26 protein-coding genes and 1 tRNA gene are annotated in these 25,240 nt (G+C 67.5%); 10 read left to right on the top strand and 17 right to left on the bottom strand.

What is annotated here, in order from left to right:
* Positions 1-15: 15 nt before the first annotated feature.
* Positions 16-858, top strand: coding sequence for a DeoR/GlpR family DNA-binding transcription regulator (locus tag ACL9RL_RS09670; protein WP_422780029.1), 843 nt, complete (start codon positions 16-18; stop codon positions 856-858).
* Positions 859-992: 134 nt separating this feature from the next.
* Here the strand turns inward: ACL9RL_RS09670 and ACL9RL_RS09665 are convergent, their stop codons facing one another.
* Positions 993-1,997, bottom strand: a complete 1,005-nt coding sequence (locus ACL9RL_RS09665; protein ID WP_422780028.1) for a lysostaphin resistance A-like protein — start codon at positions 1,995-1,997, stop codon at positions 993-995.
* Positions 1,998-2,066: 69 nt separating this feature from the next.
* Between ACL9RL_RS09665 and ACL9RL_RS09660 the strand changes: the two genes are divergently transcribed.
* Positions 2,067-2,139 (top strand) — tRNA-Lys (locus ACL9RL_RS09660).
* Positions 2,140-2,173: 34 nt separating this feature from the next.
* On the opposite strand, the gene ACL9RL_RS09655 is transcribed toward ACL9RL_RS09660, so the two are convergent.
* Together ACL9RL_RS09655 and ACL9RL_RS09650 are read right to left on the bottom strand one after the other, a co-directional pair.
* Entirely contained in the window at positions 2,174-2,896 is a 723-nt protein-coding gene (locus tag ACL9RL_RS09655) for a hypothetical protein (protein ID WP_422780027.1), read from the bottom strand.
* Between the two features lie 64 nt (positions 2,897-2,960).
* On the bottom strand, positions 2,961-3,500 hold the full coding sequence (locus ACL9RL_RS09650) for a DinB family protein (protein ID WP_422780026.1): 540 nt from the start codon (positions 3,498-3,500) through the stop codon (positions 2,961-2,963).
* 168 nt (positions 3,501-3,668) lie between these two features.
* On the opposite strand from ACL9RL_RS09650, the gene ACL9RL_RS09645 reads away from it, so the two are divergent.
* Positions 3,669-4,091, top strand: coding sequence for a DUF2510 domain-containing protein (locus ACL9RL_RS09645; RefSeq protein ID WP_422780025.1), 423 nt, complete (start codon positions 3,669-3,671; stop codon positions 4,089-4,091).
* Between the two features lie 571 nt (positions 4,092-4,662).
* Here ACL9RL_RS09645 and ACL9RL_RS09640 read toward each other — a convergent pair.
* On the bottom strand, positions 4,663-5,589 hold the full coding sequence (locus ACL9RL_RS09640; protein ID WP_422780024.1) for an SMI1/KNR4 family protein: 927 nt from the start codon (positions 5,587-5,589) through the stop codon (positions 4,663-4,665).
* 284 nt (positions 5,590-5,873) lie between these two features.
* Between ACL9RL_RS09640 and ACL9RL_RS09635 the strand changes: the two genes are divergently transcribed.
* From ACL9RL_RS09635 to ACL9RL_RS09625, 3 genes are all read left to right on the top strand, one after another.
* Positions 5,874-6,503: a DNA-directed RNA polymerase subunit beta gene (locus ACL9RL_RS09635; RefSeq protein ID WP_422780142.1), complete on the top strand. Its 630-nt coding sequence runs from the start codon at positions 5,874-5,876 to the stop codon at positions 6,501-6,503.
* 309 nt (positions 6,504-6,812) lie between these two features.
* Entirely contained in the window at positions 6,813-7,430 is a 618-nt protein-coding gene (locus ACL9RL_RS09630; RefSeq protein ID WP_422780141.1) for a sigma-70 family RNA polymerase sigma factor, read from the top strand.
* Positions 7,427-8,329 (top strand): anti-sigma factor, encoded by a 903-nt coding sequence (locus ACL9RL_RS09625; RefSeq protein WP_422780023.1) that lies wholly within the window; start codon positions 7,427-7,429, stop codon positions 8,327-8,329. The genes ACL9RL_RS09630 and ACL9RL_RS09625 overlap by 4 nt, the downstream gene beginning before the upstream one ends.
* Positions 8,330-8,380: 51 nt before the next feature.
* Here the strand turns inward: ACL9RL_RS09625 and ACL9RL_RS09620 are convergent, their stop codons facing one another.
* From ACL9RL_RS09620 to ACL9RL_RS09565, 12 genes are all read right to left on the bottom strand, one after another.
* Positions 8,381-9,382 (bottom strand): NAD(P)-dependent alcohol dehydrogenase, encoded by a 1,002-nt coding sequence (locus ACL9RL_RS09620; protein WP_422780022.1) that lies wholly within the window; start codon positions 9,380-9,382, stop codon positions 8,381-8,383.
* Positions 9,379-9,606, bottom strand: coding sequence for a helix-turn-helix transcriptional regulator (locus ACL9RL_RS09615; RefSeq protein ID WP_422780021.1), 228 nt, complete (start codon positions 9,604-9,606; stop codon positions 9,379-9,381). The genes ACL9RL_RS09620 and ACL9RL_RS09615 overlap by 4 nt, the downstream gene beginning before the upstream one ends.
* Positions 9,600-10,040 carry a hypothetical protein gene (locus ACL9RL_RS09610; protein ID WP_422780020.1) on the bottom strand — a complete coding sequence of 147 codons (441 nt, stop codon included), beginning with the start codon at positions 10,038-10,040 and terminating at the stop codon, positions 9,600-9,602. Before ACL9RL_RS09610 ends, ACL9RL_RS09615 begins: the two co-directional genes overlap by 7 nt.
* 190 nt (positions 10,041-10,230) lie before the next feature.
* A complete protein-coding gene (pstB, locus tag ACL9RL_RS09605; protein WP_422780019.1) occupies positions 10,231-11,010 on the bottom strand; it encodes a phosphate ABC transporter ATP-binding protein PstB in 780 nt (259 codons plus the stop codon).
* A gap of 21 nt (positions 11,011-11,031) precedes the next feature.
* Positions 11,032-12,129: a phosphate ABC transporter permease PstA gene (pstA, locus tag ACL9RL_RS09600; protein ID WP_422780018.1), complete on the bottom strand. Its 1,098-nt coding sequence runs from the start codon at positions 12,127-12,129 to the stop codon at positions 11,032-11,034.
* Positions 12,129-13,073 (bottom strand): phosphate ABC transporter permease subunit PstC, encoded by a 945-nt coding sequence (pstC, locus tag ACL9RL_RS09595; RefSeq protein ID WP_422780017.1) that lies wholly within the window; start codon positions 13,071-13,073, stop codon positions 12,129-12,131. The genes pstA and pstC overlap by 1 nt, the downstream gene beginning before the upstream one ends.
* A gap of 160 nt (positions 13,074-13,233) precedes the next feature.
* Positions 13,234-14,325, bottom strand: coding sequence for a phosphate ABC transporter substrate-binding protein PstS (gene pstS / locus ACL9RL_RS09590; RefSeq protein WP_422780016.1), 1,092 nt, complete (start codon positions 14,323-14,325; stop codon positions 13,234-13,236).
* 334 nt (positions 14,326-14,659) lie between these two features.
* Positions 14,660-15,877 carry an ice-binding family protein gene (locus tag ACL9RL_RS09585; protein WP_422780015.1) on the bottom strand — a complete coding sequence of 406 codons (1,218 nt, stop codon included), beginning with the start codon at positions 15,875-15,877 and terminating at the stop codon, positions 14,660-14,662.
* A gap of 115 nt (positions 15,878-15,992) precedes the next feature.
* On the bottom strand, positions 15,993-16,928 hold the full coding sequence (locus tag ACL9RL_RS09580) for an NUDIX hydrolase (RefSeq protein ID WP_422780014.1): 936 nt from the start codon (positions 16,926-16,928) through the stop codon (positions 15,993-15,995).
* Positions 16,925-19,123 (bottom strand): RNA degradosome polyphosphate kinase, encoded by a 2,199-nt coding sequence (locus ACL9RL_RS09575; RefSeq protein ID WP_422780013.1) that lies wholly within the window; start codon positions 19,121-19,123, stop codon positions 16,925-16,927. The genes ACL9RL_RS09580 and ACL9RL_RS09575 overlap by 4 nt, the downstream gene beginning before the upstream one ends.
* 116 nt (positions 19,124-19,239) lie before the next feature.
* On the bottom strand, positions 19,240-20,172 hold the full coding sequence (gene mshD / locus ACL9RL_RS09570) for a mycothiol synthase (RefSeq protein ID WP_422780012.1): 933 nt from the start codon (positions 20,170-20,172) through the stop codon (positions 19,240-19,242).
* The gene (locus ACL9RL_RS09565) at positions 20,144-20,833 is read right to left on the bottom strand and encodes a response regulator transcription factor (protein ID WP_422780011.1); all 690 of its coding nucleotides are present in this window, start codon (positions 20,831-20,833) and stop codon (positions 20,144-20,146) included. The genes mshD and ACL9RL_RS09565 overlap by 29 nt, the downstream gene beginning before the upstream one ends.
* Positions 20,834-20,945: 112 nt before the next feature.
* Between ACL9RL_RS09565 and ACL9RL_RS09560 the strand changes: the two genes are divergently transcribed.
* From ACL9RL_RS09560 to ACL9RL_RS09545, 4 genes are all read left to right on the top strand, one after another.
* Complete coding sequence (locus ACL9RL_RS09560; protein ID WP_422780010.1) at positions 20,946-21,236, top strand: hypothetical protein; 291 nt, start codon at positions 20,946-20,948, stop codon at positions 21,234-21,236.
* A gap of 135 nt (positions 21,237-21,371) precedes the next feature.
* A complete protein-coding gene (locus ACL9RL_RS09555) occupies positions 21,372-22,094 on the top strand; it encodes an FABP family protein (RefSeq protein WP_422780009.1) in 723 nt (240 codons plus the stop codon).
* 1 nt (position 22,095) lies between these two features.
* Positions 22,096-23,226 (top strand): YgfZ/GcvT domain-containing protein, encoded by a 1,131-nt coding sequence (locus ACL9RL_RS09550; RefSeq protein WP_422780008.1) that lies wholly within the window; start codon positions 22,096-22,098, stop codon positions 23,224-23,226.
* A 14-nt stretch (positions 23,227-23,240) separates the two neighbouring features.
* The gene (locus ACL9RL_RS09545; RefSeq protein ID WP_422780007.1) at positions 23,241-24,386 is read left to right on the top strand and encodes an FUSC family protein; all 1,146 of its coding nucleotides are present in this window, start codon (positions 23,241-23,243) and stop codon (positions 24,384-24,386) included.
* Positions 24,387-24,424: 38 nt separating this feature from the next.
* On the opposite strand, the gene ACL9RL_RS09540 is transcribed toward ACL9RL_RS09545, so the two are convergent.
* Complete coding sequence (locus ACL9RL_RS09540) at positions 24,425-25,237, bottom strand: class I SAM-dependent methyltransferase (RefSeq protein WP_422780006.1); 813 nt, start codon at positions 25,235-25,237, stop codon at positions 24,425-24,427.
* Between the last annotated feature and the right edge of the window lie 3 nt (positions 25,238-25,240).

The following is a 25,240-nucleotide window of genomic DNA, read 5'->3' as shown; positions in this document are numbered from 1 at the left end:
GCTAGAGTTGCAACTGTGAGCATCCCCGACGCCAGCCAACTCCCAGCCCCCGCGCGACGCGACCACATCCGCGATCTCCTCGAAGAGCGCGGATTCGTGCGGGTGACGGAGATCTCGGAGGCGTTCGGCGTGTCCACGGTGACGGCTCGCGGGGACCTCGACACCCTCGTCGACCGAGGGGATGCCGTCCGCATCCACGGCGGGGCGATGCCCGTCGGCACACGAGGCGGCCCGGAATCGCCGCTCGAAGTGGCCGTGGTCACCTCTGCCATCCCGAAGCAGCGCATCGCCGAGGCGGCAGCTGCGCTCGTGCGGAGCGGTCAGAGCGTCATCGTGGACGTCGGCAGCACGGGGCTCGCGCTCGCCCGTGCGCTCAAGGCGCGGCGGGACCTGAGTGATGTCGTTGTGATCACGAATGGGCTCACGATCGCGTTGGAGCTCGAATCGGAGGTGCCGCGGTTCACGGTCATCGTGACCGGCGGTTCGCTCCGCCCGCTGCAGCACTCCCTGGTGGATCCGCTCGCCGGCCTCGTGCTCGCGAACGTCCACGCCGATCTCGCGTTCATCGGGTGCAACGGCATCGACGTCGATGGCGTCACGAACGTCAACCTGCCCGAGGCGGAGGTCAAGGCGCGTATGGTCGGGGCGGCGGAGCAGGCGTTCGTCGTCGCGGATGCGTCGAAGCTCGGGAGGGCGCGGCTCGGTCGGATTGGCGCGGTGTCGGAGTTCGCCGGACTCATCACCGATTCACGCGCCGACGAGGAGACGATCGCGCGCCTGCGGGACGCAGGCCTCGACGTCACGATCGTCGCGGTCGCCGAGCTCGACGCCGACGACGAGCCGCAACAGCCCCGCTGACCGCGCCGCTCCCTGAGCCCGTCGAAGGGCCCGATCGCCGGTCCCTGAGCTTGTCGAAGGGCCCGCCCCGCGCCGCTCACCCTTCGACAAGCTCAGGGACCGCGCTCCGGCCCAGACCGCGCCAACGCCCGGCCTCAATCGACCGGACGCACATCCTCCGGCATCGGCGGCGCAGTCCGCACGGCCCGCACCGGCTGCGGGGGCAGTGCCGCCCGGCTGACCACGCCGTTGCGTCGTCCCCACCAGGTGCTCACGAGTGCTGCGGCGATGCACAGCGCCATCGGGATCAGCATCCAGGCGCTTCCGACGCCGGCTCCGCGGTTGAAGATCTGATCCGTCTGCGACATCAGTGCCGTCGGGATGAGGAGGAGCACGTTGTTCGTCGCGTGGATGAGGACGGGGGCTTCGAGGCCACCCGTTCCGCGCGCGGCGAGCGACATCGAGGCTCCGAAGACGAGGTAGTACGCGATGAGCCACGGGTCGGCCGCGGCGTGTGCGAGTGCGAACAGTCCGGCGGACACCACGGTCGACACGACGAATGCGGCGATGGGGGAGCGGAACCACGAGCCGACCGAACGCTGGATGAGCCCGCGCGCGCCGAACTCCTCACCGGCCGACTGCAGCGGGGTCGTGACGATCACGATGATGAGCATCGCGATGACGGTGCCGCTCATCGTCACCGGGGAGGCGTCACCCGGCAGGAGCACGGTGATCGCGACGTAGATGACCCACACCGGCACGATGATGAGCGCGAGGCGGCCGAGCCATCGCCACCGGAATGTCCCCTGCACCGAGGTCAGCCAGCGCGGGCGGACGTTGAAGAGGGCCCACTGCAGCAGCATCGCGATGGGCAGGAGTGATGCGAGCGCGAGGTTGTTCCCGGCCATCAACGCCGGGGTCAGCGTCGTGACACCGGAGGCGAGCTGTTCGATGGTGTACTCGCCGGTGGCGAGGTCGATGCCGATGGCGATGGCGCCGAAGATGAACGACATCGTGAAGAACATGGCGATGAGCGCGATGATCGCCACGGCCCCGCGCCACCAGGACGGCGTCGCGCGGAGGCCCTGGTCGTAGGTGAGTGCCGGTTCGGAGTGGTGTGCCGGCGTCTGGATGGTCACCGGTGCTGCTGCGTCGCTCATCGCTCCAGCCTAGGCGTGCGATGGGGTGTGTCACGGAGCGCGTGAATATCTCGTAGAGTAGACGGGTACGGGCCTGTAGCTCAGTTGGCAGAGCATCGGACTTTTAATCCGCGGGTCGTGGGTTCGAGCCCCACCGGGCCCACTTTCTAAATCACAGATCAGATGCCATTTCCTGTTCAGGATTCTGGTGAATCCGATGCGTCGTCTTCGCCGTGGTCGATCTGCTCGGTCAATCGCCGGATGGCGAGTTCGTCGCCGCCTGCGGCGGCGAGCCACAGCCATTCCTGTGCCTCCTCGACTCGGTCGAGTTCCTTGAGCAGGACGTAGAGGTTGTAGGCGGAGAACGCGTCGCCGAGCGCGAATCCGCGGCGCAGAAGCGACTCCGCCTCCTCAAGGTCACCGGCCTCTTCGACGATGTTGGCGAGCGGGATGAAGCTGCCCACCTCGGCCAGTGCCACGCCGGAGCGGAGCACGGCGATCGCTTCGGTGAGTCGTCCGGTCGCTTTCAGGAGAGATGCGAGGTCCGCGCGAGCATCTTCCCAGTGGTCGAGACCCCGTCGGAGCAGCGGCTCGGCTTCGACGTCGTTGTTGAGGTACCAACGCCAATGACCGAGGACGCCCGTGACGTGCAGGGTGAACTCGTCCGGATCGTCGTCTGAGGCGAGGTAGTCCTCGAGGAGTTCGATCGCTCGTGCGACGTTTCCACGTTCCCGTTCGATCCAAGCGAGGTTGAAGTTCCCGGACAGGTATCCCAGCTCGACGGCCCGTCCGTGCACCGCAGCCGCGTCATCGATGCGGCCGACTGCTTCGAGGGCCAGTCCGTACTCCTGCGCGGTCTCGCCGTCGTCGGTCTCGATCCACTTGCGCTGCAGCTCTGCGAGCGACGGCTCCTGTTCCATGCCAACACCGTAGTGCGCCAGGCATCCGCTGCGCGTCATGTGCTGCGAAGATGACGTCACCGCCCTACTCGCCGACGGTCCCGTCGATCGATTCGCGGATGAGATCGGCGTGCCCGTTGTGCCGCGCGTACTCCTCGATCATGTGCACCAGGATCCAACGCAGGCTCGGGGCGTCGCCGTCAGGCCAGGTCCGTTTCGACAATCGGTCGAGTCCGTCGTCCGCCAGCGTCTGCTCGGTGAGCGCGCGTGATCGGTCGACGGAGGCGGTCCACAGCGTCACCAGCGCCTCTGGCATGTCCAGGGCTGCGGAATGCCAGTCCCAATCCGGATCCGCATCCCAATCGGCGGTGTCCCACGGCGCTCCCCGCTCGTGGCCGTGCAGCCACCTGGAGAACCACAGGTCCTCGACGAACGCGAGATGCTTCAGCAACCCGCCGAGCGTGATCTGCGATGCCGCGACCGTCGCTCCCAGCTGCTCGGACGTGAGACCGGACGTCTTCCAGCGGAGCGTCGCCCGCTGGTAGTCGAGGAAGCCCAGCAGCGTGCTGATCTCGTCGGCAGCGAATGGGGGTTCGGGACGCCCTTGGTCGTCGATGCGGGTCATGCGGTGAATGTACGCCCGCGCGCCGCTCTCGGCAACGAGTTGACGACGGTCCGCTTCCCGCACTGCAGTGCACTGAATCGCAACTGAGTCGATCACCCCGATTCGGGGGCTGACGTCGCCGTGCCGGCGTCGATATGGTGAGCGGACCCGAAGAGCACAAGGAGTTCCGTGAGCGACAACAACCCGAACGCAGTCGTCCCGACGGGCGGAACAGCGCCCCTCGCCTCGCAGCTACAGCCCTCGGCGCAGTCCCAGCAGCCGCACCACCTGCACCTGCAGTCGCCGTCGGACGCGGCAATCGCGCCGGGTTGGTACCGTGACCAGGCGGCAGGCGTGCAGCGTTGGTGGGATGGACGCCAATGGACCCAGCATGTCGCGCCTCAGACCCCGCCAGCACAGCAGTTCGCCGTGCAGGCGCCTCCCGCGCAGGTCTACCCCGTGCAGTACGTCGCTCAGCAGCCGCCGTACGCGCAGACCGTCATCGTCCAGCAGAAGCGCGGTGTCAATCACGCACTGCACCTGGTCTTGACGATCCTGACTGTCGGCCTGTGGGCGCCGGTGTGGATCATCCTGGCGATCGCCAACAGCTGACCCGCTGCCAGGCGACTCCCGTCCTACAACTCCACCGCATCGAGCGGCCGAAGACTGCACCGTCGTCAGAATCGTGTTCGGCGGGTCCCGTGGATCGTGTCCGAGCGGGCGGCGACGATCATCGGCAGTCGAGAGTGGGTTGCGACCCACATTCGGAGGTCCGCAGACACCGACCCCGCAACAATGCACATGTAGCGATGGTCAACGGCGAGGTCTCGAGCGTGAATGGGTTCATGGTGCGCAGCTCGATTCCGGAGCATCCGGAGTCGCTCAAGATGCGCCCGAAGCTCTCCGCGCCTTCCTGGGCGTCCAGAGCGCCGCGTGATAGCGATTCGCGAGGAGCGCCTCCCAGAATGACACCTTGAGTTCCGCAACGATGTGGCCGGGCCGCCACCTGTCTCGTCCACGCTTTCGATCGAGGTGGTGTATCGCATCCTCGATCTGAGCGCGATCGTTCGTGCTCAACGTCGCGACCTCCCACCAGTCTTCCTGCCCGAAATGGCGAGCGAGGCAGGTATGCATGGCGTTCCGTACTCCTACTTCGAGTGCTGCGAACGCTCCGAGCACGGCGCTACTTGCCTCGATGTTCCAGGTGTACAGGCGCATGGCCCGAGTCTGGTCGGCTCCGCAAGCTGCGATGTACGGTGCCAGTCGATCCGGTCCGATGATGGTGTGCAGGGCGGAGAGTGACGCGAGGTCCAGCGGCTTCATCTGTTTCCATTCGGCGAGCGCGGACGCTCGTCGCACGCAGAGGGCGTGCAATGAGCGTCCACTCTGGGCGAGTGGCACTCTGATATGATTGCATGTGTAAGCCCCGGACGGGACGCTTTTTGCGTCGGCGCGCCGGGGCGATCACGTTTCCCGAACATGTTCCGGAACCCACACGACACGCGTCTCGCGAGTTCGCGAACGAGCGGCGACTCCCGCCCTGCAACTCCACCGCATCGAGTGGCACGACGTCGGCCGGCGCAGCCGTCGCGAACTCACCGGCATCCGCACGCAGGCGAGGAAGCACAGCGTCGAACGATGCTCCCAGCCGCGTGAGCGACCCGAATCGCACCGACGAGAACACCGGGAATTCGCCATCGGGGTCACGATGATCCGTGTCCCACAGCAGGTGATCGCCGTTCTCGCTCATCGCGAACACCGCCAGGCCGCCGACCAGATCCCACGAACCGTCCGGCTCGACGATCCAGTCGAACCCGTCTTCCCGCCCCGAGGCGTACGCGGCTTGGAAGTTCTTGGTCAGCCGCGCGGCACGCCCCTGGAGGCCGTCCGCGAATCCGTCCAGGACTGGCGGATACACGAGCCACAGTCCGAACAGGCGGCCCCAGCCGGCCTGCTCCACAAAACGGCGGTAGGACGGTGGCAGCCCGAGCCCGTCCGCGAAGCGGTGGTCGGCGAGATACGCGCGGTCGATGTGCGCCGTCGTCGGCTCGCCATCGATCGTGAGGTGCTGCCCGTGTTCTCCGGCAGCCTCGAATGATTCATCGGACACCGACCCATTGTCTCTCCGGACCGCCCGCGATGCGACCGACAACTGATGGGCAAGGCGCATTGCCCGCAGGTCCACAGCACCACACGATCCGCGGCACGAAGGGATCGGCAGCACGAACGGATCCGCAGCACGAACGGATTCACAGCGCCAAGGGGACTCGCTGGCCGAGAAGGCGACTACCGTTGTACGGGCGCACCGGACACGCACCGGAATCGCACCGCGACAGGCACCGCGACAGGCGTGAGCGACACCCTCCACCACCGCTCACGGAGAGGACCATGCTGATGGCAGAAGACTTCCACCGCCCCACGAAACTCCCACCTCGGATGTTCGACGCGTACCAGGGCGGCATCGACCCCGCCGTGCAGAGCCGCGTCGCCCACGAGACGGCCGTCGCGCTGCTCGCGCGCGTCCGGAACGACCCGGACCCGGAGGTCATCGACCGCCTCGTGTCCTACACGGACGAGCACGGCATCGACGCGATCGCCGAACTCTGGTCCCACGCCTCACCGCGCAGCCTTCCCGGCGCGATGTGGCGCATCTACCTGCTCCGACTCCTCATCCGCCAGGATCCGGAGGGCACGAGCTACTACTTCCAACGCGGTGCCGACGTCATCGCGACGATCGACCCCATCGTGGCCGGCGCCTCCATGCCGACGGGGCCGGAGGAGATCATCGCCCTGGCGGACCAGATCCTCCGAGGCCTGTACGTCGGCGACTTCGCGATCGCGCTCGAACGCGCCGCCTCGTTCTGCCGGGTCACCGCCGCCGGTTGTGCGAGCGTCGCCGATGATCGCGACGTCGTCGACCCGGCCAAGGCGACCCAGCTCACCACGAAGGCGGCCCGGTTCAGCACGATCGCCGAAGAACTCGGCAGTTGCGCGAAGCTCTGGCGGAGCGAGTCGCTCGACTGAACTGCGATCCTCCGGGCGTGTCGGGTGAGACCGTGCACCTTGGACATCTGCTGGGAATATTCTCCCCTCGATCATTGCTACACTCTTTCAGCCGGGCCGCATAACCCCGGGCTCCAATATTCGCCGCTCTGAGCGGCCTCGCGCCGAGAGGCGTTTTGCGGCCCGGCTTTTCCATGCCATCAGCCACCGTTCGCTGTGATCTCGCTGAATGCGGCAATCCCAGCCAATCGGATTTCGTCTCCGCACCGAACTGTTGATATGACCGCCGAACTGCACCCGGGCACCACGCACCGTGGTGGCGTCGTGCACATGGTCCAGGAGCGTGAGAAGCTAAGACTCGTGACTACTGGACCGGAAGCCGATGCGCCCCAGGTGTCATTGGCGACGATCCTCGACGGATTGCTCGCCCGTGTCGCCCAGGGAGACCAAGCCGCATTCGGCGAACTCTACGACCACATCGCTCCGCGCGTCCTCGGACTCGTGAAGCGCGTGCTGGTCGACCATGCCCAGTCCGAGGAGGTCACACAAGAAGTGTTCCTCGAGGTCTGGCAGAACGCCACCCGGTTCGAACCGGGAAAGGGAACTGCGACGACGTGGGTGCTCACCATGGCCCACCGACGCGCGATCGACCGGGTGCGAGCATCGCAAGCCGGCCGTGACCGCGACCTCAAGATCGGGATCAGGGACTTCGACCCCGGCTTCGACTCCGTACAGGAGACGGCCGAGATCCGGATCGAACACGAACGCGTGAAGCGCGCGTTCACCAGGCTCAGCGAGCTGCAACGGGAAGCCGTTTCACTCGCGTACTACGGCGGCTACAGCCACAGCGAGATATCGACGCTGCTGGATGTGCCCATCGGGACCGTGAAGACACGGCTCCGGGACGGAATGATTCGATTGCGTGACGAACTGGGGGTGAGGACATGACCGACCGGAATGATGCAGAACTGCTGGCAGCCGGAGACGCGTTGCACACCCTGACTCCTGCCGAGCAGGAACAGTACGACCGTGTGAAGGCCGCGGACGAGTCCGTCCGGGCTGAGGCTGCCGAGTTCGAGGAGACTGTTGCGATGCTCGACCTCGCCGCTCCACCCGTCCAGCCCTCCGCTGGGCTCAAGGCGTCGATCATGGCGTCCATCCAGAACCTGCCGCAGCTGGCGCCGGTCGCTGCTCCGGCTGCTTCGGCCGCCGCCGACGAGACGGCACCGACTTCGACCGCTCCTGAGCCTGCGGCGTCGTCCCAGCCGCTCACCAAACCTCCGGTAGCGGCCCCGACTGCCGTTCCAGCGCCCGCTCCGACGACGAAGGCCGCGTCGGCTGCTGCTGCAGCGCAGGCGGAATCGCCCGGCCCGGCTGCCCGCAAGGCCAGCTCGCGTTGGGCCCGCGGCGCCATCACGGCCGTCGTCGGTGCTGCCGCCGCCATCGCACTCGTCTTCGGCGGCGCGGGCCTCGCCCACGTCCTCGGCGGCGGATCGATCACGCAGACCGTTGCGCTCGCCCAGATCAACGGCGCACCCGACGTCCAGCGCGCAAGGGTCAAGGTCGACGGCGGTGCCGCAACCCTCGTCTGGTCCGGTGAGCTCGGCAAGTCGGCTCTGCTCGTGGACGGCCTCGGCGCTCTGCCGGCCGACAAGGTCTACGAGCTCTGGTACATCAACGGGAAGGGCGCCGTCTCAGCCGGAACCTTCACCACCGGTTCCGGAACGAGCTGGCGGGTCCTTGAAGGCTCGATGAGCGCCGGCGACACCGTCGGCGTGACGGTCGAGCCGCAGGGCGGCTCCAAGCAGCCGACGACCGACCCGGTCGTCATCGTCAAGACCGCCTGATCGCCCGCCTGACGCGCCGGTGCGTCCCGTGCGCTGCGAGACGCTCCGGCGTCACGGGACCAGGATGACCTTGCCCCGTGCGTCTCCGGCGCGAACCCGATCGACCGCTGCGGCCGCCTCGGCGAGCGGGAAGACGTCGCCGAGCTGTGGGACGACCTCACCCGACGCGAGCAGCGCGCCGATGACCGACAGGTCGTGACGATTCGGCTTCGCCATCACCCCGACGAGGTTCTGGCGGATGAGCGGCGAGAGCGCCTGCGCGGACATCTGCCGGCCGGTGCCGCCGAGCCAGCGGCCATCCGTCTCGGAGCCGACGATCACGAGTGTGCCCGTCGGAGTGAGGGCTCGGCGCAACGCGTCGACCGGTCGGTTGCCGCCGGTGTCCAGGATGAGATCCCAGGTGCGCGTCCCGTCCGTGCAGTCGTCGATTTCGTAGTCGATGACGTCGCTCGCGCCGAGGGACCGGACCATGGCGGTGTTCGTGCCGCGGCAGACGCCGGTCACCACTGCGCCGAGTGCGACGGCGATCTGCACGGCGAACGAACCGACCCCGCCGTTCGCACCGATCACGAGCACCCGCTGGCCGGTTACGAGCCGGCCGGCGTCCCGGAGCGCCTGGAGGGCTGTGAACGCTGAGTTCGGCGTGGCGGCTGCCTGTTCGAAGGTCACCCCGGACGGCTTCGGCGCGAGCAGCTCCGGACGGCTCACCGCGTACTCGGCGAACGTCCCGGTGCCGGTGCCGAACACCTCGTCGCCGACGTCGAACCCGGAGACGTCTGCGCCGAGGGCGACGACGACGCCCGCGAGATCGAGACCGCGGATGGGCTGCTTCGGTGCGCGGAGTCCGAACCCGAAGATCCTCGTCGCGTACGGCACACCCGTCATCAGATGCCAGACCCCGTTGTCGACGGCGGTCGCGCGGACCTCGACGAGCACCTCGCCCCGGCCGATCGATGGGATGTCGATCTCGCGCAGTTCGAGGACGTCGGACTCGCCGTAGCCCTCCTGCACAACGGCCTCCATCCGCTGATGCCCCGCTCGTGATGCGCTCATGGGGTTGTGCTCCCCGGGTACTGGAACACGTCATCGAGCGGCACACCGAGCGCCTGGGCGATCTGGAAGGCCGTTTCGAGCGAGGGGGAGTACCTGCCCTGCTCGATGGCGATGACCGTCTGCCTGGTCACGCCGATGCGTGCCGCGAGCTCGGCCTGCGTCATCTCGCCGTTGGCGAAGCGCAGAGCGCGGATGGAGTTCGTGATGCTCGTCGGCTTCACCATGCGGAGAACCCCCTGCGGTATCCGACGACGCGGACGACGGAGGTCGCGACCGCGGACAGTGTGAACGCGAGGTAGATCGTGTTGGCGATCCAGAAGGCCTGCCCATCGGCCATCGCGATCACGAGGGCGAGGATCGCGCCGGCCGCGACGAACCACAGCCCGACGTACTGTCCTCTGCGGTACAGCTCGGCGTCGCGATGGTCCTTGGCGTCCGCGTCCCTGTCGCCGGCGCTGCGGGAGGCGATCGATGCGACGATGCTGAGTACGATCGAGGCGGCGATCGACGCCCCGACGGTCCAGAGGAGCACAGGGACGTAGTCGACCTCGGTCAGCTCGCCCCGGCCGGCAACGGAGATGACGATCGCCAGATAGATGCCGTAGCCGACTGCGGCGAGGATCCCCATGATCCACGCGCGTCGTTCTTCTGCAGTCATGTCCACTCCAATGTCGGGTATTGTTGACATCCCCAAGGTAAAGCGAATCTGACATGAAGTCAAGAATCCTTTACAACCGGACCTCCGGTTCCGGTCGCTGGTCCCGGTCGCTGAGCTTGTCGAAGCGCACCAAACACAGAACCCCCTCCCGGCGCACCGGAAGGGGGTTCTGCGCGTTGCAGCTGACGGTTTATCCGAAGCGTCCGGAGACGTAGTCCTCGGTCGCCTGCACGGACGGGTTGGAGAAGATCGTTGTGGTGTCGTCGTACTCGATGAGCTTGCCCGGCTTGCCGGTGCCCGCGATGTTGAAGAACGCGGTGCGGTCGGAGACGCGCGACGCCTGCTGCATGTTGTGCGTCACGATCACGATCGTGTAGTCGTTCTTCAGCTCGCCGATGAGGTCCTCGATCGCGAGGGTCGAGATCGGGTCGAGCGCGGAGCACGGCTCGTCCATCAGGAGGACGTCGGGGGACACCGCGATGGCGCGCGCGATGCACAGACGCTGCTGCTGGCCGCCGGAGAGGCCAGAGCCCGGCTTGTCAAGGCGGTCCTTGACCTCGTTCCAGAGGTTCGCACCCTGGAGCGACTTCTCGACGAGCGCATCGCCGTCGGACTTCGACATCTTCCGGTTGTTGAGCTTGACGCCCGCGAGGACGTTCTCCTTGATGCTCATCGTCGGGAACGGGTTCGGGCGCTGGAAGACCATGCCGACCTGCCGACGCACGAGCACGGGGTCGACGCCCGCGCCGTAGAGGTTGTTGCCGTCGATGAGGACGTCGCCCTCGACACGCGCTCCCGGGATGACCTCGTGCATGCGGTTGAGCGTGCGGAGGAACGTGGACTTGCCACACCCCGACGGCCCGATGAACGCGGTCACGGTACGCGGCTGGATCTGCAGTGAGACGCCCTCGACCGCGAGGAACTTGCTGTAGTAGACGTTGAGGTCGTTGACTTCGATGCTCTTGGACACGGTGTTCCTTCTGCTCGCGGCCTAGCGGCCGAACTTGGGGGCGAAGATCTTGGCGATGAGTCTGGCGATGAGGTTCAACGCCATGACGATCAGGATGAGGACGAGCGCGCCGGTCCAGGCGCGATCGACGTAGGAGGCGCCATCGGTTCCCTGATTCGCGTACTGCGTGTACACGAACACGGGGAGCGTCATCATGGGGCCGTCGAAGAGGTTGTAGTTCATGCTCTGCGTGAACCCGGCGATGATGAGCAGCGGCGCGGTCTCGCCGATGACACGGGCGATGGCGAGCGTCACACCGGTGATGATGCCGGCGATCGACGTCGGCAGGACCACCTTCAGGACGACGAGCCACTTCGGCACGCCGAGCGCGAAGGCCGCCTCGCGGAGCTCGTTCGGGACCAGCTTCAGCATCTCCTCGCTCGAGCGCACGACCACGGGGATCATCAGCAGGGAGAGCGCGATGGCTCCACCGATGCCGAGCCGCACGCCAGGTCCGAAGAACAGGGCGAGGAGCGCGAAGGCGAAGAGGCCGGCGACGATCGACGGGATGCCGGTCATCACGTCGACGAGGAAGGTGATGCCGCGTGCGAGCGAACCGCGACCGTACTCGACGAGGTAGATCGCCGTGAGGATGCCGATCGGGATCGAGATGATCGAGGTCGCCAGGGTGATAAGGAGCGTGCCGGTGATCGCGTGGAGCGCTCCACCGCCCGCACCGACGACGTTGCGCATCGACAGGCTGAAGTAGTTGATGTCGAACCGGGCCGCGCCTGCGCCGACGACCGTGATCGCGACGGAGACGAGCGGCAGCAGCGCGATCACGAAGGCAGCGGTCACGAGCGTCGTCAGCAGGCGGTCCTTCGCCTTCCGGCGGCCCTCGATGAGGAGCGACGCCGTGTACGTGATGACCGCGTACAGGAGGGCGCCGACGACCACTGCGCCGGTGACGTTGTAGCTCTTGTCGGTCGTGGACTGCTGGACGAGCAGGAAGATCAGCCCGCTCACGATGAGGCTGCCACCGAGGATGGACAGCGGCGCGAACTTCGGCAGCTTGCCGGCGGTCAGCGTGTTGCCGATCGGCCTGGCGTACTGCTGTGCGCGGTTGGTCGTGGCGGTCATCAGTTCGCTCCCGAGAATTCTTTACGACGGTTGACGATGAGTCTGGCGATGAAGTTCACCACGAAGGTGATGATGAAGAGGATCAGGCCGGTCGCGATGAGCTTGCTCACGTCGATGCCGAACGACTCCGGGAAGTTCAGGGCGATGTTGGCGGCGATCGTGTTCGGGTTGCTCGAGGTGAGCAGGAAGAACGAGTAGACCGCAGCCGGCGAGAGGACGAGGGCGACCGCCATCGTCTCGCCGAGCGCACGACCGAGGCCGAGCATCGCAGCCGAGATGATGCCTGGGCGGCCGAACGGGATGACCGCCATCGTGATCATCTCCCAGCGCGTCGCACCGAGCGCCAGTGCGGCCTCCTCGTGCAGCTTCGGCGTCTGGAGGAAGATCTCACGCGAGATGGCCGTGATGATCGGGATGATCATGACCGCGAGCACGAGTGCGACGGTGAGGATCGTGCGGCCCGTACCGGAGACGGTTCCGCCGAACAGCGGGATCCAGCCGAGGTTCTCGTTCAGCCAGGCGAAGAACGGCTGCACGAACGGGGCGAGGACGAGTGCGCCCCAGAGGCCGTAGACGACCGATGGGACGGCGGCCAGGAGGTCGATCACGTAGCCGAGCGCCTGGGCGAGCCTGCGTGGTGCGTAGTGCGTGATGAAGAGGGCGATGCCGAGTGAGAGCGGCACGGCGATCACGAGGGCCAGGATGGCCGACCAGATGGTGCCGAAGACGTAGGGGCCGACGTAGGCCCAGAAGCTCGTCGGTGAGCCGGTGAACGTCTTGGAGTCGGCGACGAGCGCCGGCGTCGCCTGGACGATGAGGAAGATCGCCACTGCCGCCAAAATGACGAGGATCAGTGACCCGGACACGACCGTGAGCGTCGAGAAGACGCGATCACCCGGCCGTTGTTTCACTTTCGGTCGCGCAGCGAGGGCCTCGACAGCCATGTGTTCCCGTTCTCTTGTGGTGGTGCTGGTCGGGTGGTGGTGCTGATGGAGCGGTTCGGGTGTTGCTGGGTGGCTCTGTGGTGCTGGGTGGTGCTGTCCTGCAGATGCTGCGGATCGAGCGTGCCGGGCTGCTGTAGCCCGGCACGCTCGACCGTGGGAATTACTTGATCGACGCGATCGCGTCGGCGACCTTCTTGGAGAGGTCTGCCGAGAGCGGCGCTGCGCCTGCGGACTTCGCGGCGACGGCCTGGCCGTCCTTGCCTGCGAGGTAGCCGGCGTATGCCTTCACGAGCGAACCGATGTTCGCGTCAGCGTACTGCTCGCAGGTGATGAGGTAGCTGACGAGGACGATCGGGTAGTGGGTCGGGTCGGTGGTGACACGGTCCAGCTTGATCGCGATGTCGTTGGCTCCACGGCCTTCGACGAGCGGCGAGGACTCGACGACGGCTGCAGCACCCTCAGGGCTGTACTTGACGAAGGTGTCGCCGACCTTGATCTTCGCGACGCCGAGGTCGCCTGCCTTGGATGCGTCGGCGTAGCCGATGGTGCCGGTGCCGCCCTTGACGGTGTCGACGACGCCGGACGTGCCCTTGGCGCCTTCACCGGTCTGGAACGGGAAAGTGTCGGCTGGAGCTGCGGTCCAGACGTCGGGAGCGTTCTTGTTCAGGTAGTCGGCGAAGTTCTTCGTCGTACCGGAGTCGTCCGAGCGGTGGACTGCCGTGATGGCGGTCGACGGGAGCTTGGCGTCGGGGTTGAGAGCGACGATGGCCGGGTCGTCCCACGAGGTGATCTGGCCGGCGAAGATCTTCGCGGTTGTGGCTGCGTCGAGGTTGAGGTCCTTCACGCCGTCGATCTTGAAGATGATGGCGATGGGGGAGATGTAGACCGGGAGGTCGATCGCCGCGGTGCCGGTCGCGCAAGCGGCGAACGTGCTCTTGAGCTCGTCGTCGGAGAGTGCGGAGTCGGAGCCTGCGAAGTTCACGCCGCCGGCGATGAACGCCTTGCGACCTGCGCCGGAGCCGTCAGGCGAGTAGTTGATCGTGACGTCTGGGTTTTCCGTCTGGAAAGCTGCGACCCAGGCCTCCTGGGCGCTGCCCTGCGACGAGGCGCCGCTGCCGGCGAGGCTGCCCTTGAGGCTGCTCGCGGTGTTGGTGGGCGCTGCTGCTCCGCCTTCGTTGGCTGCACACGAGGTGAGTGCGATTGCTGCGACTGCTGCAACGACCGCTACGCGGCCGAAACGTGAGAACTTCACAGGGTGTCCATTCATTGGTGTGGGCGAGCCGGTGCTGGCTCGTCAGCGACGCTAACCACGAGGCATTACGAGAATCCCCCACATCGGTAAACGGGAGGTGAACGGCCGCTGACTCCTTGTGTTGTTCCCAGGGCCTGCACAAGCCCGTGCGCCCTGTGCGTTCCCCTGCTCTGCGCGTTCCCGTCCCCTGTGCGTCCTCGTCCCCTGCGCGGCCCAGTCTCTCGTACATCCCCTCCCACCGGCCACGCGCATAACTCCTTCGATCCGGGCGGTCGCAGAAACGGAGCCCCGGAATTCCGGGGCTCCGTTTCGGGGCGGGGCTGAATCGAAGGAGTTATGCTCGATCGCGACCGGCTGCGCGGCGACGCGAGACGGCTCGGAAGACCACGAACGCGCCGCCGAGCAGGACGAGCACACCGGACGCCCAGAGGAGCGCGCCTCCGGCGAAGCCCGTCTCCGGGAGCCGTGCCGCGTCGGGGGTTCCGGCACTCACGATCGGCTGTGCGGCGACGGCGGCGATGGTGATCGTGTACTCGGTCGTGACGTCAGGCGCAGCACCGTTACTCGCGGTCACGGTGAACGTGAATGTCCCAACCGTCGTCGGCGTCCCAGAGATGACGCCGGTCGCGGCGTCGATCTGCAGGCCGCCCGGGAGCGTCCCCGTCACGGTGTACGTCGGAGCCGGAGACCCGGTCGCGGTGGCCGGGAACGAGTACGGCGTGCCGACGGTGCCTGTCGGCGGGATCGACGCCTGGACCTCCGGGCTCGTCGTGACGGTGCCTGGCGTCGCCGCGCACCCGGTCGGGGCCGTGATGACGTTCGTGTCGAGCGTCACCGACGCGTTGCTCGCGAGCAGGTGTCCTTCGATCGTCGCACCGGTCACCGCGGTGATGGATTCGGACGCGAGCACCGTTCCGACGAATTGCGCGCCGCCTTGGATCGTCGCCGAACTCGGCACCCGCCAGAACACGTTGCACGCGCTCGCGCCGCCGGTGAGGAGGATGCGCGCTCCCGTGGCGATCGTGAGCGTGCTCGCGGCCTGGAACACCCAGACGGATTCTGCGGTGCCAGCGAGGGTGAGGTCGCCGGAGAGGGACAGCGCGCCGCCCGAGTACACGCCAGGCGTGAGCGAGAGACCGGTGAGGTCCGCGAGGCCGGAGGTGCTCGGGGTGAGGCTGCCGGCCGTGTTGTATGCGACGAGCGCGTCCGCCTGCGCTTGGGCTGCGACGGCATCGGTCGGATGCTGTGTTCCTCCGATGATGCCGGGTGGGAAGCCCGTGATCGATGTCCCGGGGGAGACGCCGAGGTCGCCTGCGAGGACGGAGGGTCCAGTGTTCGTCACCGATTCGCCGCCGAGGACGCTGAACGAGGCAGCGGATCCGAGATCGACGGGTCCGTCGATCGTGGTCGCGGCCCCAGCGGCCCCACCCGTGGCGAGGACAGCGGTGATGCCGAGGCCGATCGCGATTCCGATCGGGAGCCTCGCCCTCGTGGCGGGCAGACGGTGCGAGTGCGGGTCGGCGGTGCGTCGGCTTGCGGAGGTTGCGGTCACAAGAGACCCCGTCCGTTCACGAAGGGGGTCGTCGACGGGAGAGGTCCCGCAGCATCAGCCGCTAGTGAGACCTGTGTACCACGTTCAGGGGGTGCTGCCTAGGATATGGCGACAATCAGGCGCGGGGAAGGTGCGTCTCGATCGCGATAATGCCAGAACTCGGGTTGGTGCGGGAGAGGTGCACGACCGAGAATGCGCCCGTCTCGAGGGACGCGGCGCTCTCGATGTAGGAGCCCTTGCTCGTTCCGGTTGCGAGCGCGATCTCGTGGAGGATCTCCGGCAGGACGGGGCCGTGGCTGCAGAGGATCGCGGTCTTCAATGCGCGGACACGACGACCGACGATACGACGGATGTCGGCTTCACCGCTCTCGTACGCGTCCTGACTGATCAGATCGGTGCGCTTGGGGTCGATGCCCGTCGCCGCGGCGATGGGACTCACGGTGCTGACGCAGCGGACAGCGGTGCTCGTGACGATCTTGCGCGGACCGAACGCCTGCAGCGTCGGCACGATGCTCGCGGCCTGCTTCACCCCGCGGGGGAGCAGCGGACGGGTCGCGTCGGGCCCCGACCACTCGGACGGCTGCGTGGCCTTGCCGTGCCGCAACGCGATGAGCGCGAACGTCTCCGTCACACCCTCGTCGAGCAATGCGGCGAATGCGTCGACGATCTCGACGTCGCGTTCGTAGCTCAGGTGCGTGCGGGCGCGTTTGATGCTGACCCACTCGAGCGCCGCGACCTCGCCGTTGGGGATGAACGTGCTCTCGCGCACCGCCTGCTCGGTCACCTCGGCGGACCAGTAGTGGACGATCTTCTCGCGTCCACTCGACAGCGGATACGTGGAGACGCCGAGCGGTGCGCCGAGGAAGACGCTCAGCCCGGTCTCCTCCTTGATCTCGCGCACGGCGGTCTGCGGCAGGGATTCTCCGGGGTCGACCTTCCCCTTGGGGATGGTGACGTCGCCGTACACGGTCCGGTGGATGACGAGGATGGAGACTTTGCCGTCGATGAGCCGCCAACAGACGGCTCCTGCTGCATAGACGGCTGTGGTCATCGGCGTATCCTCGGTCTGCGTCGTGCGGCGGTTTCGGTCATCAGCGTATCCTGCAGATCGGACAGCCGCGAACCGCTCGCGTCGATGGCATGGCGGGTCCACACACCGTCCGCGTCGAGCCACCACGAGGACGTCGTCTCGTCGAGCGCCCGCTCGAAGAGGTCCGCGATGGACGCCAGGTGCGTCGGATCGGTGAGACGGACGAGGGCTTCGACCCTGCGGTCGAGGTTCCGGTGCATCATGTCGGCGCTGCCGATGAACACGTGCGGGTCGCCGTTGTTGTGGAACGAGAAGATGCGCGAGTGCTCGAGGTAGCGACCGAGGATGGACCGCACCCTGATCGTCTCGCTCATGCCGGCCTGGCCCGGCTTCAACGCGCAGATGCCGCGGACCCAGAGGTCGACGGGCACACCGGCCTGGCTGGCGCGGTAGAGCGCGTCGATGATCGCTTCGTCGACCATCGAGTTGACCTTGATCCTGATGCCGCTCGGCAGGCCGGCCTCAGCGTTGTTGCGCTCCTGCTCGATGTGCTTGAGCAGTCCCTTGCGCAGGTGGCGCGGCGCGACGAGGAGGCGCTTGAACTTCTTCTCGATCGCGTAGCCGGAGAGCTCGTTGAAGAGCCTCGTGACGTCCTTGCCCACCTGGTCGTCGGCGGTGAAGAGGCCGAGGTCCTCGTAGATGCGGCTCGTCTTGGGGTTGTAGTTGCCCGTGCCGATGTGGCTGTAGTGGCGCAGGACGCCCTTCTCCTGGCGGATGACGAGCGCGAGCTTGCAGTGGGTCTTCAACCCGACGAGGCCGTACACGACGTGCACGCCGGCCTTCTCGAGCTTCCTGGCCCAGGAGATGTTGTTCTGTTCGTCGAAGCGGGCCTTGATCTCGACGAGGGCGAGAACCTGTTTGCCGGACTCCGCCGCATCGATGAGGGCCTCGACGATGGGGCTGTCGCCGGAGGTGCGGTACAGCGTCTGCTTGATGGCGAGGACGTCCGGGTCAGCAGCTGCCTGCTCCAGGAACGCCTGCACACTCGTTGCGAACGACTCGTACGGGTGGTGCACGAGCACGTCCTGCTTGCTCACCGCTGCGAACAGGTCAGCTTTGCCGTTGGGCTCGCTCGGCTGGAACTGCAGTGCCGTCGTCGGCACGCGCTTGGGGTACTGGAGCTCCGGCCGGTCGATGCCGGCGAGGCTGAACAGCCCGCCGAGGTCGAGTGGCGCCGGGAGTCGGTAGACCTCCTGCTCGGTGATGTCGAGCTCGCGAACGAGCAGCCCGAGCGTGACATCGTCCATGTCATCGGTGATCTCGAGGCGGATGGGCGGACCGAACCGCCGACGCAGGAGCTCCTTCTCGAGCGCCTGGATGAGGTTCTCGGTCTCGTCCTCTTCGATCTCGACGTCCTCGTTGCGCGTGACGCGGAACACGTGGTGGTCGACGATCTCCATGCCGGGGAAGAGGTGCCCGAGGTGGTTGGCGATGACCTCTTCCAGCGCGATGTACCGCGCGGAGGGTGCTGCGACGTCGGGGTTGGTCGAGCGGCGCTCCTCCGGTCCGACGCGGACGAATCGCGGCATCATCTGCGGAACCTTCAGGCGCGCGAACTCCTCCTTGCCCGTCTTGGTGTTGCGCACCCGGACGGCGAGGTTGAGCGAGAGCCCGGAGATGTAGGGGAACGGGTGCGCCGGATCCACCGCGAGCGGCATCAGCACCGGGAACACCTGGTTGCTGAAGTAGTCGCTCAGGTACTCGCGATCGGCCGCGTCGAGGGTGTCCCAGGTGACGACCGTGACGCCCTGCTCTGCGAGATCCGGACGGACGAGGTCGTGCCAGGCGCGCGCGTGGCGTGCCTGCAGGACGTGCGCCTTCTCGGAGATGTCCGACAGGACCTGGGCCGGCGGGTGGCCGATGTTGGTCGGCACGGCGAGCCCCGTGAGGATGCGGCGCTTGAGGCCGGCGACCCGCACCATAAAGAACTCGTCGAGGTTCGACGCGAAGATCGCCAGGAAGTTCGCGCGTTCGAGCACCGGGAGGACCGGGTCTTCGGCGAGTTCGAGCACCCGCTGGTTGAACGCGAGCCAGCTGAGCTCCCTGTCGAGGTACCGATGCTCCGGCAGTGCTGGGTCGTTGCGTTCGAACGCTGGGTCGAAGTCCTCGTCGTCTCCGTCGAGTCCTACATCGAGCACGGTGGGATCAGCAGGCATGCCTTCATCATGACACCCGGGGCAGTGCGGGCGCGACGCCCTGGGTGAACAGTGAGTAAATGAGCCTTGCCGGTGCCCTGTGGAGGAAGGAGCAGGAGCAGCCGGGGAGCGATCGCTCAGGCGGGCTCGGGGAGGCTCGGTCGCGCGTACTGGACGTCGATCGTGTGATCCGTGAACCCGAGTGACCGGTACAGGCCGACGGCGGCCGTGTTGTCCGCCTCGACGTACAGCGCGATCGTCTCCAGATCGTGCTCGGCGAGCCGACGGAGCCCGGCCTCCATGAGTGCCCGGCCGATGCCGCGTCCCGCCGCATCCGGGTGCACGCCGATCGCGTAGATCTCGCCCTCTGACCCGTCGACCTTCAGCCAGTTCGACCCGATGAGCTGCCCGTCGGCGTCCCAGGCGAGGAGGAAATCATCCGCGTCGAACCACGGCTCCGCCTGCCTCGCCCGCAGGTCGGCGAGAGTCATCCTGCCCTGTTCCGGATGGCTGGCGAAGGCGAGCGCGTTGAGGGCGATCCACGCGGCATCGTCCGTCCCCTGCCGGAAGGGGCGGATCGTGATGTCGGCTCTCACCCGGTTCGCATCTCCCGAGGCCAGAGGAGATGCGATGGCCGCCGACCCGCCTGGGATGCGCAACTGCAGCAGCGTCCGGATCGCCTCGAAGCCGAATGCCGCGGCGAGCCTCCGCGACGCCGGGTGGTCGCCGTGCGCCCAGACCTTGACCGTCGGCGAGCAGCTGGCGAGAATCCCGCCGAGTGCCTTCGTGCCGTAGCCGTTGCCCCGCCACTCCGGATCCACGACGAACTCCAGCTCGCCCTGGCCGAGGACGGCCGCGCCGATCACCGCGAAATCGCTCAGTTCCGCCGGCGGATCCTGCGGTTCGACGGCGAAGATGAGGGTTCGGGCGCCCGATGCGACGTCGATGTGGGACTGGTCGCTGAACGGCGGCTGCCCGTCGATCATGGTCGATGCGCGCACGATCCGATCGAACCCGGCCCGCTGATGCGGGTCGTCGAGGCTAGTGACCCGCAGTGTCAGCCGGTGCATGGTCGTCCTCATAGACGTTGAAGCGGTACCCGACGTTGCGGACGGTGCCGATGAGCTGTTCGAGTTCGCCGAGCTTGGCCCGCAGTCGCCTGACGTGCACGTCGACCGTGCGGGTGCCGCCGAAGTAGTCGTAGCCCCAGACCTCGCTCAGCAACTGTTCGCGGGTGAAGACCCGGGACGGGTGGGTTGCGAAGAACCGCAGGAGTTCGAACTCCTTGAACGTGAGGTCGAGCGGTTTGCCGTGGACCTTCGCCGAATAGCTGGCCTCGTCGATGACCACGCCGGACGCCTGGATCTTCGCGCCGGTCTGCTCCTGCGTCGCCCGTCCGATGGAGAGGCGGATGCGGGCATCGACCTCTGCCGGCCCCGCGCTGTCGAGGATGACGTCGTTGACGCCCCAGTCGGCGCTGACGGCCGTGAGCCCGCCCTCGGTGAGGATGAGCAGGATCGGCATGGACAGGCCGGAGGCCCCGAGGATCTTGCAGAGCGACTTGGCACCGGCGAGGTCCTGCCTGGCGTCCACGATGAGCAGGTCCGCGCTGGGCGCGTTGGCGAGCTGTGCGGGATCCGCTGGGATCTGACGGGTCCGGTGGCTGAGCAGTCCGAGAGCAGGGAGTACCTCAGTGCCAACCGCGGAGGTCAGGACCAAAATTTGCGCCACGCGCGTCCTCTCGACTGAGCTTGGAACCATATTAGGCGCATGTTCCGCCCCGCGTGTGCTGCGCACCGGTCGGCCGGTGGCCCAGACAGCCCCGGTCTGTGACAATGGTGGGGTGAGCGAACAAGCACTGTCACCTCGACTCCGCTGGGTCAGCGTCGTCTCTGTGTGGGCGCTCGCGGTCATCGGTGCGATCGCCTCCGGACTCGTCTATTCGGCCGGTGAGACGTTCTTCGGTCTCGCCGTGACGCTCGGCGTGTGCACCCTCGCCGCGTTCTCGGCCCAGCTCCTCACGAGGCAGAAGGTCGGATTCGTCGACCGGATGTCCACGAGCGTCCTCGGCGCCGTGGTCATCCTCGCCGTCGCGAGCGGCGTCTATGGACTCATCTCCCTGGCCGCGGGGTAGACTTTCCCCATGCTGCTCGCACTCGAACTCTTCTTCATCGGACTGCTCGTCCTCGCCAGCCTCTCGATCGCGTTCGTCTCCGTGATCGTGCTCAAGAACCTGTACCGCGGTCAGCGCTAGTCGCGAGGGTCCTCGATGATCGAGATCCCCACCGGCCTCCCGAGCGAACTCGTTCCGCTCTCCTGGCTCATCGGCGTCTGGGAAGGCACCGGCGTCATCGACTACACGGTCGGTGAGTCGTCCGTCACCCGTGAGTTCGGCCAGCGTGTGAGCTTCAGCCACGACGGCCTGCCGTACCTGAACTACAACTCCTACACCTGGCTGCTCCCGGAGAAGCCCAAGCAGGTCGACGACGACGCTGCGGCAGCAGAGAATGCGACCGAGGATGCAGGAGCAGTCGCCGATGCAGCCGCAGCCGATGCAGCAGCTGATGCAGCCGCCCCGCATGGCGAGGCAGAGATCCTCGAACCGCTCGTCACCGAGACCGGGTACTGGCGACTCGAGCGTCCGCTCATCGAGGGCGACCCGGGTCCAGGCATGCTGCCAGGTGTCGGTCCACGGCCCTTCGGCACGGCGCAGGCCGTCGAGACACTCCGCACCACTACGGGCGCGTTCCCGTTGCAGGTGTCGATCGTGCACCCCAACGGCGTGAGCGAGCTCTACCTCGGGCAGATCAACGGCCCGCGCATCGACCTCGCCACGGACGCCGTCGTGCGCACCGCCGGCGCCAAGGAGTACGCCGCAGCGACGCGACTGTACGGCCTCGTGGAGAACCATCTGCTCTGGGCGTGGGACATCGCGGCCCTCGGGCAGGAACTGCGGACCCACGCGTCCGCGCGCCTCGCGAAAGTCGACTGACATGACCTCCTCCCCGTTCCTCGGATTGCCGGGAGCCGTCGAACAGCCGGATGCGATCGACCACGGCGTGCCGTCCCACTACGGCAGCCCCAACATCGAGCAGCGCCGCATCGAGCAGGGCACGGCTGTCGTCGACCTGTCGAACCGGGGTGTTGTGACGGTGACGGGACCCGACCGCCTCACCTGGCTCAACTCCATCACGAGCCAGGAGCTCCGGTTCCTGCAGCCGGGCGAGTCCACCGAGACGCTGTTCCTCGACATCAACGGACGGATCGAGCACGAGGCGAAGCTCCTCGACGACGGCACGACGCTGTGGCTCATCACCGAGGCTGAGGACGCAGAGCCGATCCGCGCCTGGCTCGACCGCATGCGGTTTATGTTGCGCGTCGAGGTGGCAGATGTCACCTCGGAGTATGCGGTGCTCGGCGGGTTCGCCGCGCTCGCGCTCCCCGCCGCGTCGCCGAACGGTTCGCCGCTCGTGTGGCACGATTCGTGGGCCGGCGTGGTCGTCGGCGGTCACCAGTACGCGCGTGCGGAGCATCCGGCCGCTGCCTGGACCTGGTCGGAGACGATCGTCCAGCGCTCCCAGCTCCCTGAGTTCGTCGCACGCATCCGTGCCGGGGAGCTGTCAGCCGCCGGTTCCCTCGCGGCCGAGGCTCTGCGCATCGCTGCCTGGCGTCCCCGCCTCGCAGCCGAGGTCGATGAGCGCACCATCCCGCACGAGCTCGACTGGCTGCGCAGCGCCGTCCACCTCAGCAAGGGCTGCTACCGCGGGCAGGAGACCGTCGCGAAGGTGCACAACCTCGGGCACCCGCCGAGGCGTCTGGTGCTCTTGCTGCTCGACGGCTCCGACTCCGTGCTGCCGGAAGCCGGTTCCTCGGTGTACCTGAGTGCTCCGGTCGAGGACGAGGAGCGCAAACTCCTCGGCACCGTCACGTCGAGCGCCGTCCACCACGAACTCGGTCCCGTCGCGCTCGCCGTCGTCAAGCGCACCGCGGACGAGACGGCGACCCTCTACGTCGATGCGGCCGGCACGACCGTCACCGCGACGCAGGACGTCATCGTGCCTGGCGACGCCGGCGCGGTCGCCGACGTCCCGCGGCTGCCGCGCCTCGGCGCCGTCCGACGCTGAGCGGGTCTGTCCCCGTGCCGCCCGCGCAACCGGACGACGCGGCATCTGCCGCGGCGGCTTCCGCCAGGCGGACGAAGCGCTGGGCCGTCGCCGTCCGCCGGAAGATCGCGCTCGGACGCGCTTGGAACCGGGTCCTCGAATCCACTCCGGCCATCCTGCAGGTCACGATCACGGCGGTGGCGTCCTACGCGTTCGCCCACTTCGTCCTCGGGCACGCCGCACCGCTGCTCTCGGTGACGGTCGCCGTGTCGAGTCTCGGTTTCGTGCGCGATGCCAGGCCGGTGCGCGTGCTCGAGACGGCCGTCGGGATGAGTGTCGGCATCGCGCTCGCCGAGGTGCTGCTGATCGCGTTCGGCCAGGGCGTCTGGCAGCTCGGGGTGGCGTTGTTCGTGACGCTGGTTGTCGCCAGGTTCCTCTCGCCGGCGGCATCGTTCGCCATCGCCGCGGCCGTGCAGTCGGCGCTCGTGATGCTCCTGCCTGTACCGGATGGCGGCCCGTTCGTCCGCACCCTGGACGGACTCGTCGGCGGTGTGTTCGCGCTGCTCGCGACAGCGCTCATCCCACGTGACCCGCGCAGGGCGGCGTTGCGAGACGGTCGGAAGCTGCTCGACGAGCACGTCTCCACCCTCGCGTCGCTCGTGGCGGCGCTCCGGCTCGGCGACGTCGAAGAAGCCGATCGGGCGCTCGGACGTGCTCGGGGGACCCAGCCTGCCCTCGACGCCTGGCGGGGGACGCTCGATTCCGGCATCGCCATCGCGAAGCTGTCGCCGTTCCTGCGCCGATCCCTCTTCGACCTCGAACGGCAGCGGACGATCCTGGCCGGCGCGGACCTGGCGACGAGGAACCTGCGGGTGATCGCTCGCCGCATCGACTACGTGCTGCGCGACGGCAAGCCCCGGCCTGAGGCCGCGGATCTGCTCGCCAGGATCTCGGTGGCGATCGGCATCCTCGGGCAGTCGCTCGGCGACATCGCGCAGCAGCCCGTCGCACGTCAGACGCTCGTGGAGATCGCCAAGCACCTCGACCCTTCGGCGACGCTGCACGCGGCCCCGGTCTCGGAACAGAACCTCATCCTCGGGCTGCGACCGTACGTCGTCGATCTGCTGACGGCGACGGGCATGTCCACACCTGACGCGCAGGCGACGCTCCCATCGGTCTGATCAGGGGGGTTGCGCAGGCGACGCTCCCATCGGTCTGATCAGGGCAGCGGCGCGACCGCGGACCAGGGGAGCGTCAGTTCGCCGAGTCGCCACCTGCCCGGGCCGCCCTGCACGGGCCAGCCGGCGGCACGCAACGACGCCACGGCGGCGAGCCACCGCTGCACCGGGCTGTAGACCGACAGCGCCGCATGGGTGCGCCACTGCCGATCGAGCTCCGTGAGGAGGGCGTGGACCGGTTCGCCGGGCACGTTGTGGTGGATGAGGGCCTTCGGGAGTCGCTCCGCGACGATCGACGGGAGGTCCAGCTCCGCGAGCCTCAAACTGATGGTGAACGTTTGTGGTCCATTCGGGGTCACGGCGATCCAGCTCGCGATGCGGCCGATCTCGTCGCACGTCCCCTCGACGACCATCCCGCCGGGCGCGAGCCGTGAGGTCATCCGATGCCAGGCGTCGGCGACGTCGGCCTCGTTGTACTGGCGCAGGACGTTGAACGCACGGATGACCGTCGGACGGCCGCCGTCGGCGATCGGCACCTCGAAGCCGCCGAGCCCGAACGACACGTCGGCATCCGGTGCGAACGTCGTCTCACCTGCGCGGACCCTGGCCAGCTGCGCCTCGGCCCTCCGCACCCGCTCAGGCGCGATCTCGAGGCCGAGCACACGCACGTCCGGGCGGACCCGACGCAAGCGCTGATGCAGTTCGAGCGCGGTCACACCGCTCGCGCCGTATCCGAGGTCCACAACGAGTGGTGCGGTGCTTCGACGAAGCACCGGGGAGTGCGCGATCCACCTGTCGACGCGGCGGAGGCGGTTGGTGTTCGTCGTTCCGCGTGTGATGGACCCGACTGGCATTGC

Origin of the sequence: Plantibacter sp. Mn2098 (genome assembly GCF_049319745.1) — a bacterium.
Taxonomy (GTDB): domain Bacteria; phylum Actinomycetota; class Actinomycetes; order Actinomycetales; family Microbacteriaceae; genus Plantibacter.
The sequence above is the reverse complement of the archived record's forward strand: the minus strand, read 5'-3'. Positions and strand labels throughout refer to the sequence as shown.

Bases quoted from the DNA above. Each gene is read 5' to 3' on its own strand.
- ACL9RL_RS09665 (WP_422780028.1), bottom strand. From the start codon at position 1,997: ATGAGCGACGCAGCAGCACCGGTGACCATCCAGACGCCGGCACACCAC.
- ACL9RL_RS09655 (WP_422780027.1), bottom strand. From the start codon at position 2,896: ATGGAACAGGAGCCGTCGCTCGCAGAGCTGCAGCGCAAGTGGATCGAG.
- ACL9RL_RS09650 (WP_422780026.1), bottom strand. From the start codon at position 3,500: ATGACCCGCATCGACGACCAAGGGCGTCCCGAACCCCCATTCGCTGCC.
- ACL9RL_RS09635 (WP_422780142.1), top strand. From the start codon at position 5,874: ATGGCAGAAGACTTCCACCGCCCCACGAAACTCCCACCTCGGATGTTC.
- ACL9RL_RS09630 (WP_422780141.1), top strand. From the start codon at position 6,813: ATGGTCCAGGAGCGTGAGAAGCTAAGACTCGTGACTACTGGACCGGAA.
- ACL9RL_RS09625 (WP_422780023.1), top strand. From the start codon at position 7,427: ATGACCGACCGGAATGATGCAGAACTGCTGGCAGCCGGAGACGCGTTG.
- ACL9RL_RS09620 (WP_422780022.1), bottom strand. From the start codon at position 9,382: ATGAGCGCATCACGAGCGGGGCATCAGCGGATGGAGGCCGTTGTGCAG.
- ACL9RL_RS09615 (WP_422780021.1), bottom strand. From the start codon at position 9,606: ATGGTGAAGCCGACGAGCATCACGAACTCCATCCGCGCTCTGCGCTTC.
- ACL9RL_RS09610 (WP_422780020.1), bottom strand. From the start codon at position 10,040: ATGACTGCAGAAGAACGACGCGCGTGGATCATGGGGATCCTCGCCGCA.
- pstA (WP_422780018.1), bottom strand. From the start codon at position 12,129: ATGACCGCCACGACCAACCGCGCACAGCAGTACGCCAGGCCGATCGGC.
- pstC (WP_422780017.1), bottom strand. From the start codon at position 13,073: ATGGCTGTCGAGGCCCTCGCTGCGCGACCGAAAGTGAAACAACGGCCG.
- ACL9RL_RS09580 (WP_422780014.1), bottom strand. From the start codon at position 16,928: ATGACCACAGCCGTCTATGCAGCAGGAGCCGTCTGTTGGCGGCTCATC.
- ACL9RL_RS09575 (WP_422780013.1), bottom strand. From the start codon at position 19,123: ATGCCTGCTGATCCCACCGTGCTCGATGTAGGACTCGACGGAGACGAC.
- mshD (WP_422780012.1), bottom strand. From the start codon at position 20,172: ATGCACCGGCTGACACTGCGGGTCACTAGCCTCGACGACCCGCATCAG.
- ACL9RL_RS09555 (WP_422780009.1), top strand. From the start codon at position 21,372: ATGATCGAGATCCCCACCGGCCTCCCGAGCGAACTCGTTCCGCTCTCC.
- ACL9RL_RS09550 (WP_422780008.1), top strand. From the start codon at position 22,096: ATGACCTCCTCCCCGTTCCTCGGATTGCCGGGAGCCGTCGAACAGCCG.
- ACL9RL_RS09540 (WP_422780006.1), bottom strand. From the start codon at position 25,237: ATGCCAGTCGGGTCCATCACACGCGGAACGACGAACACCAACCGCCTC.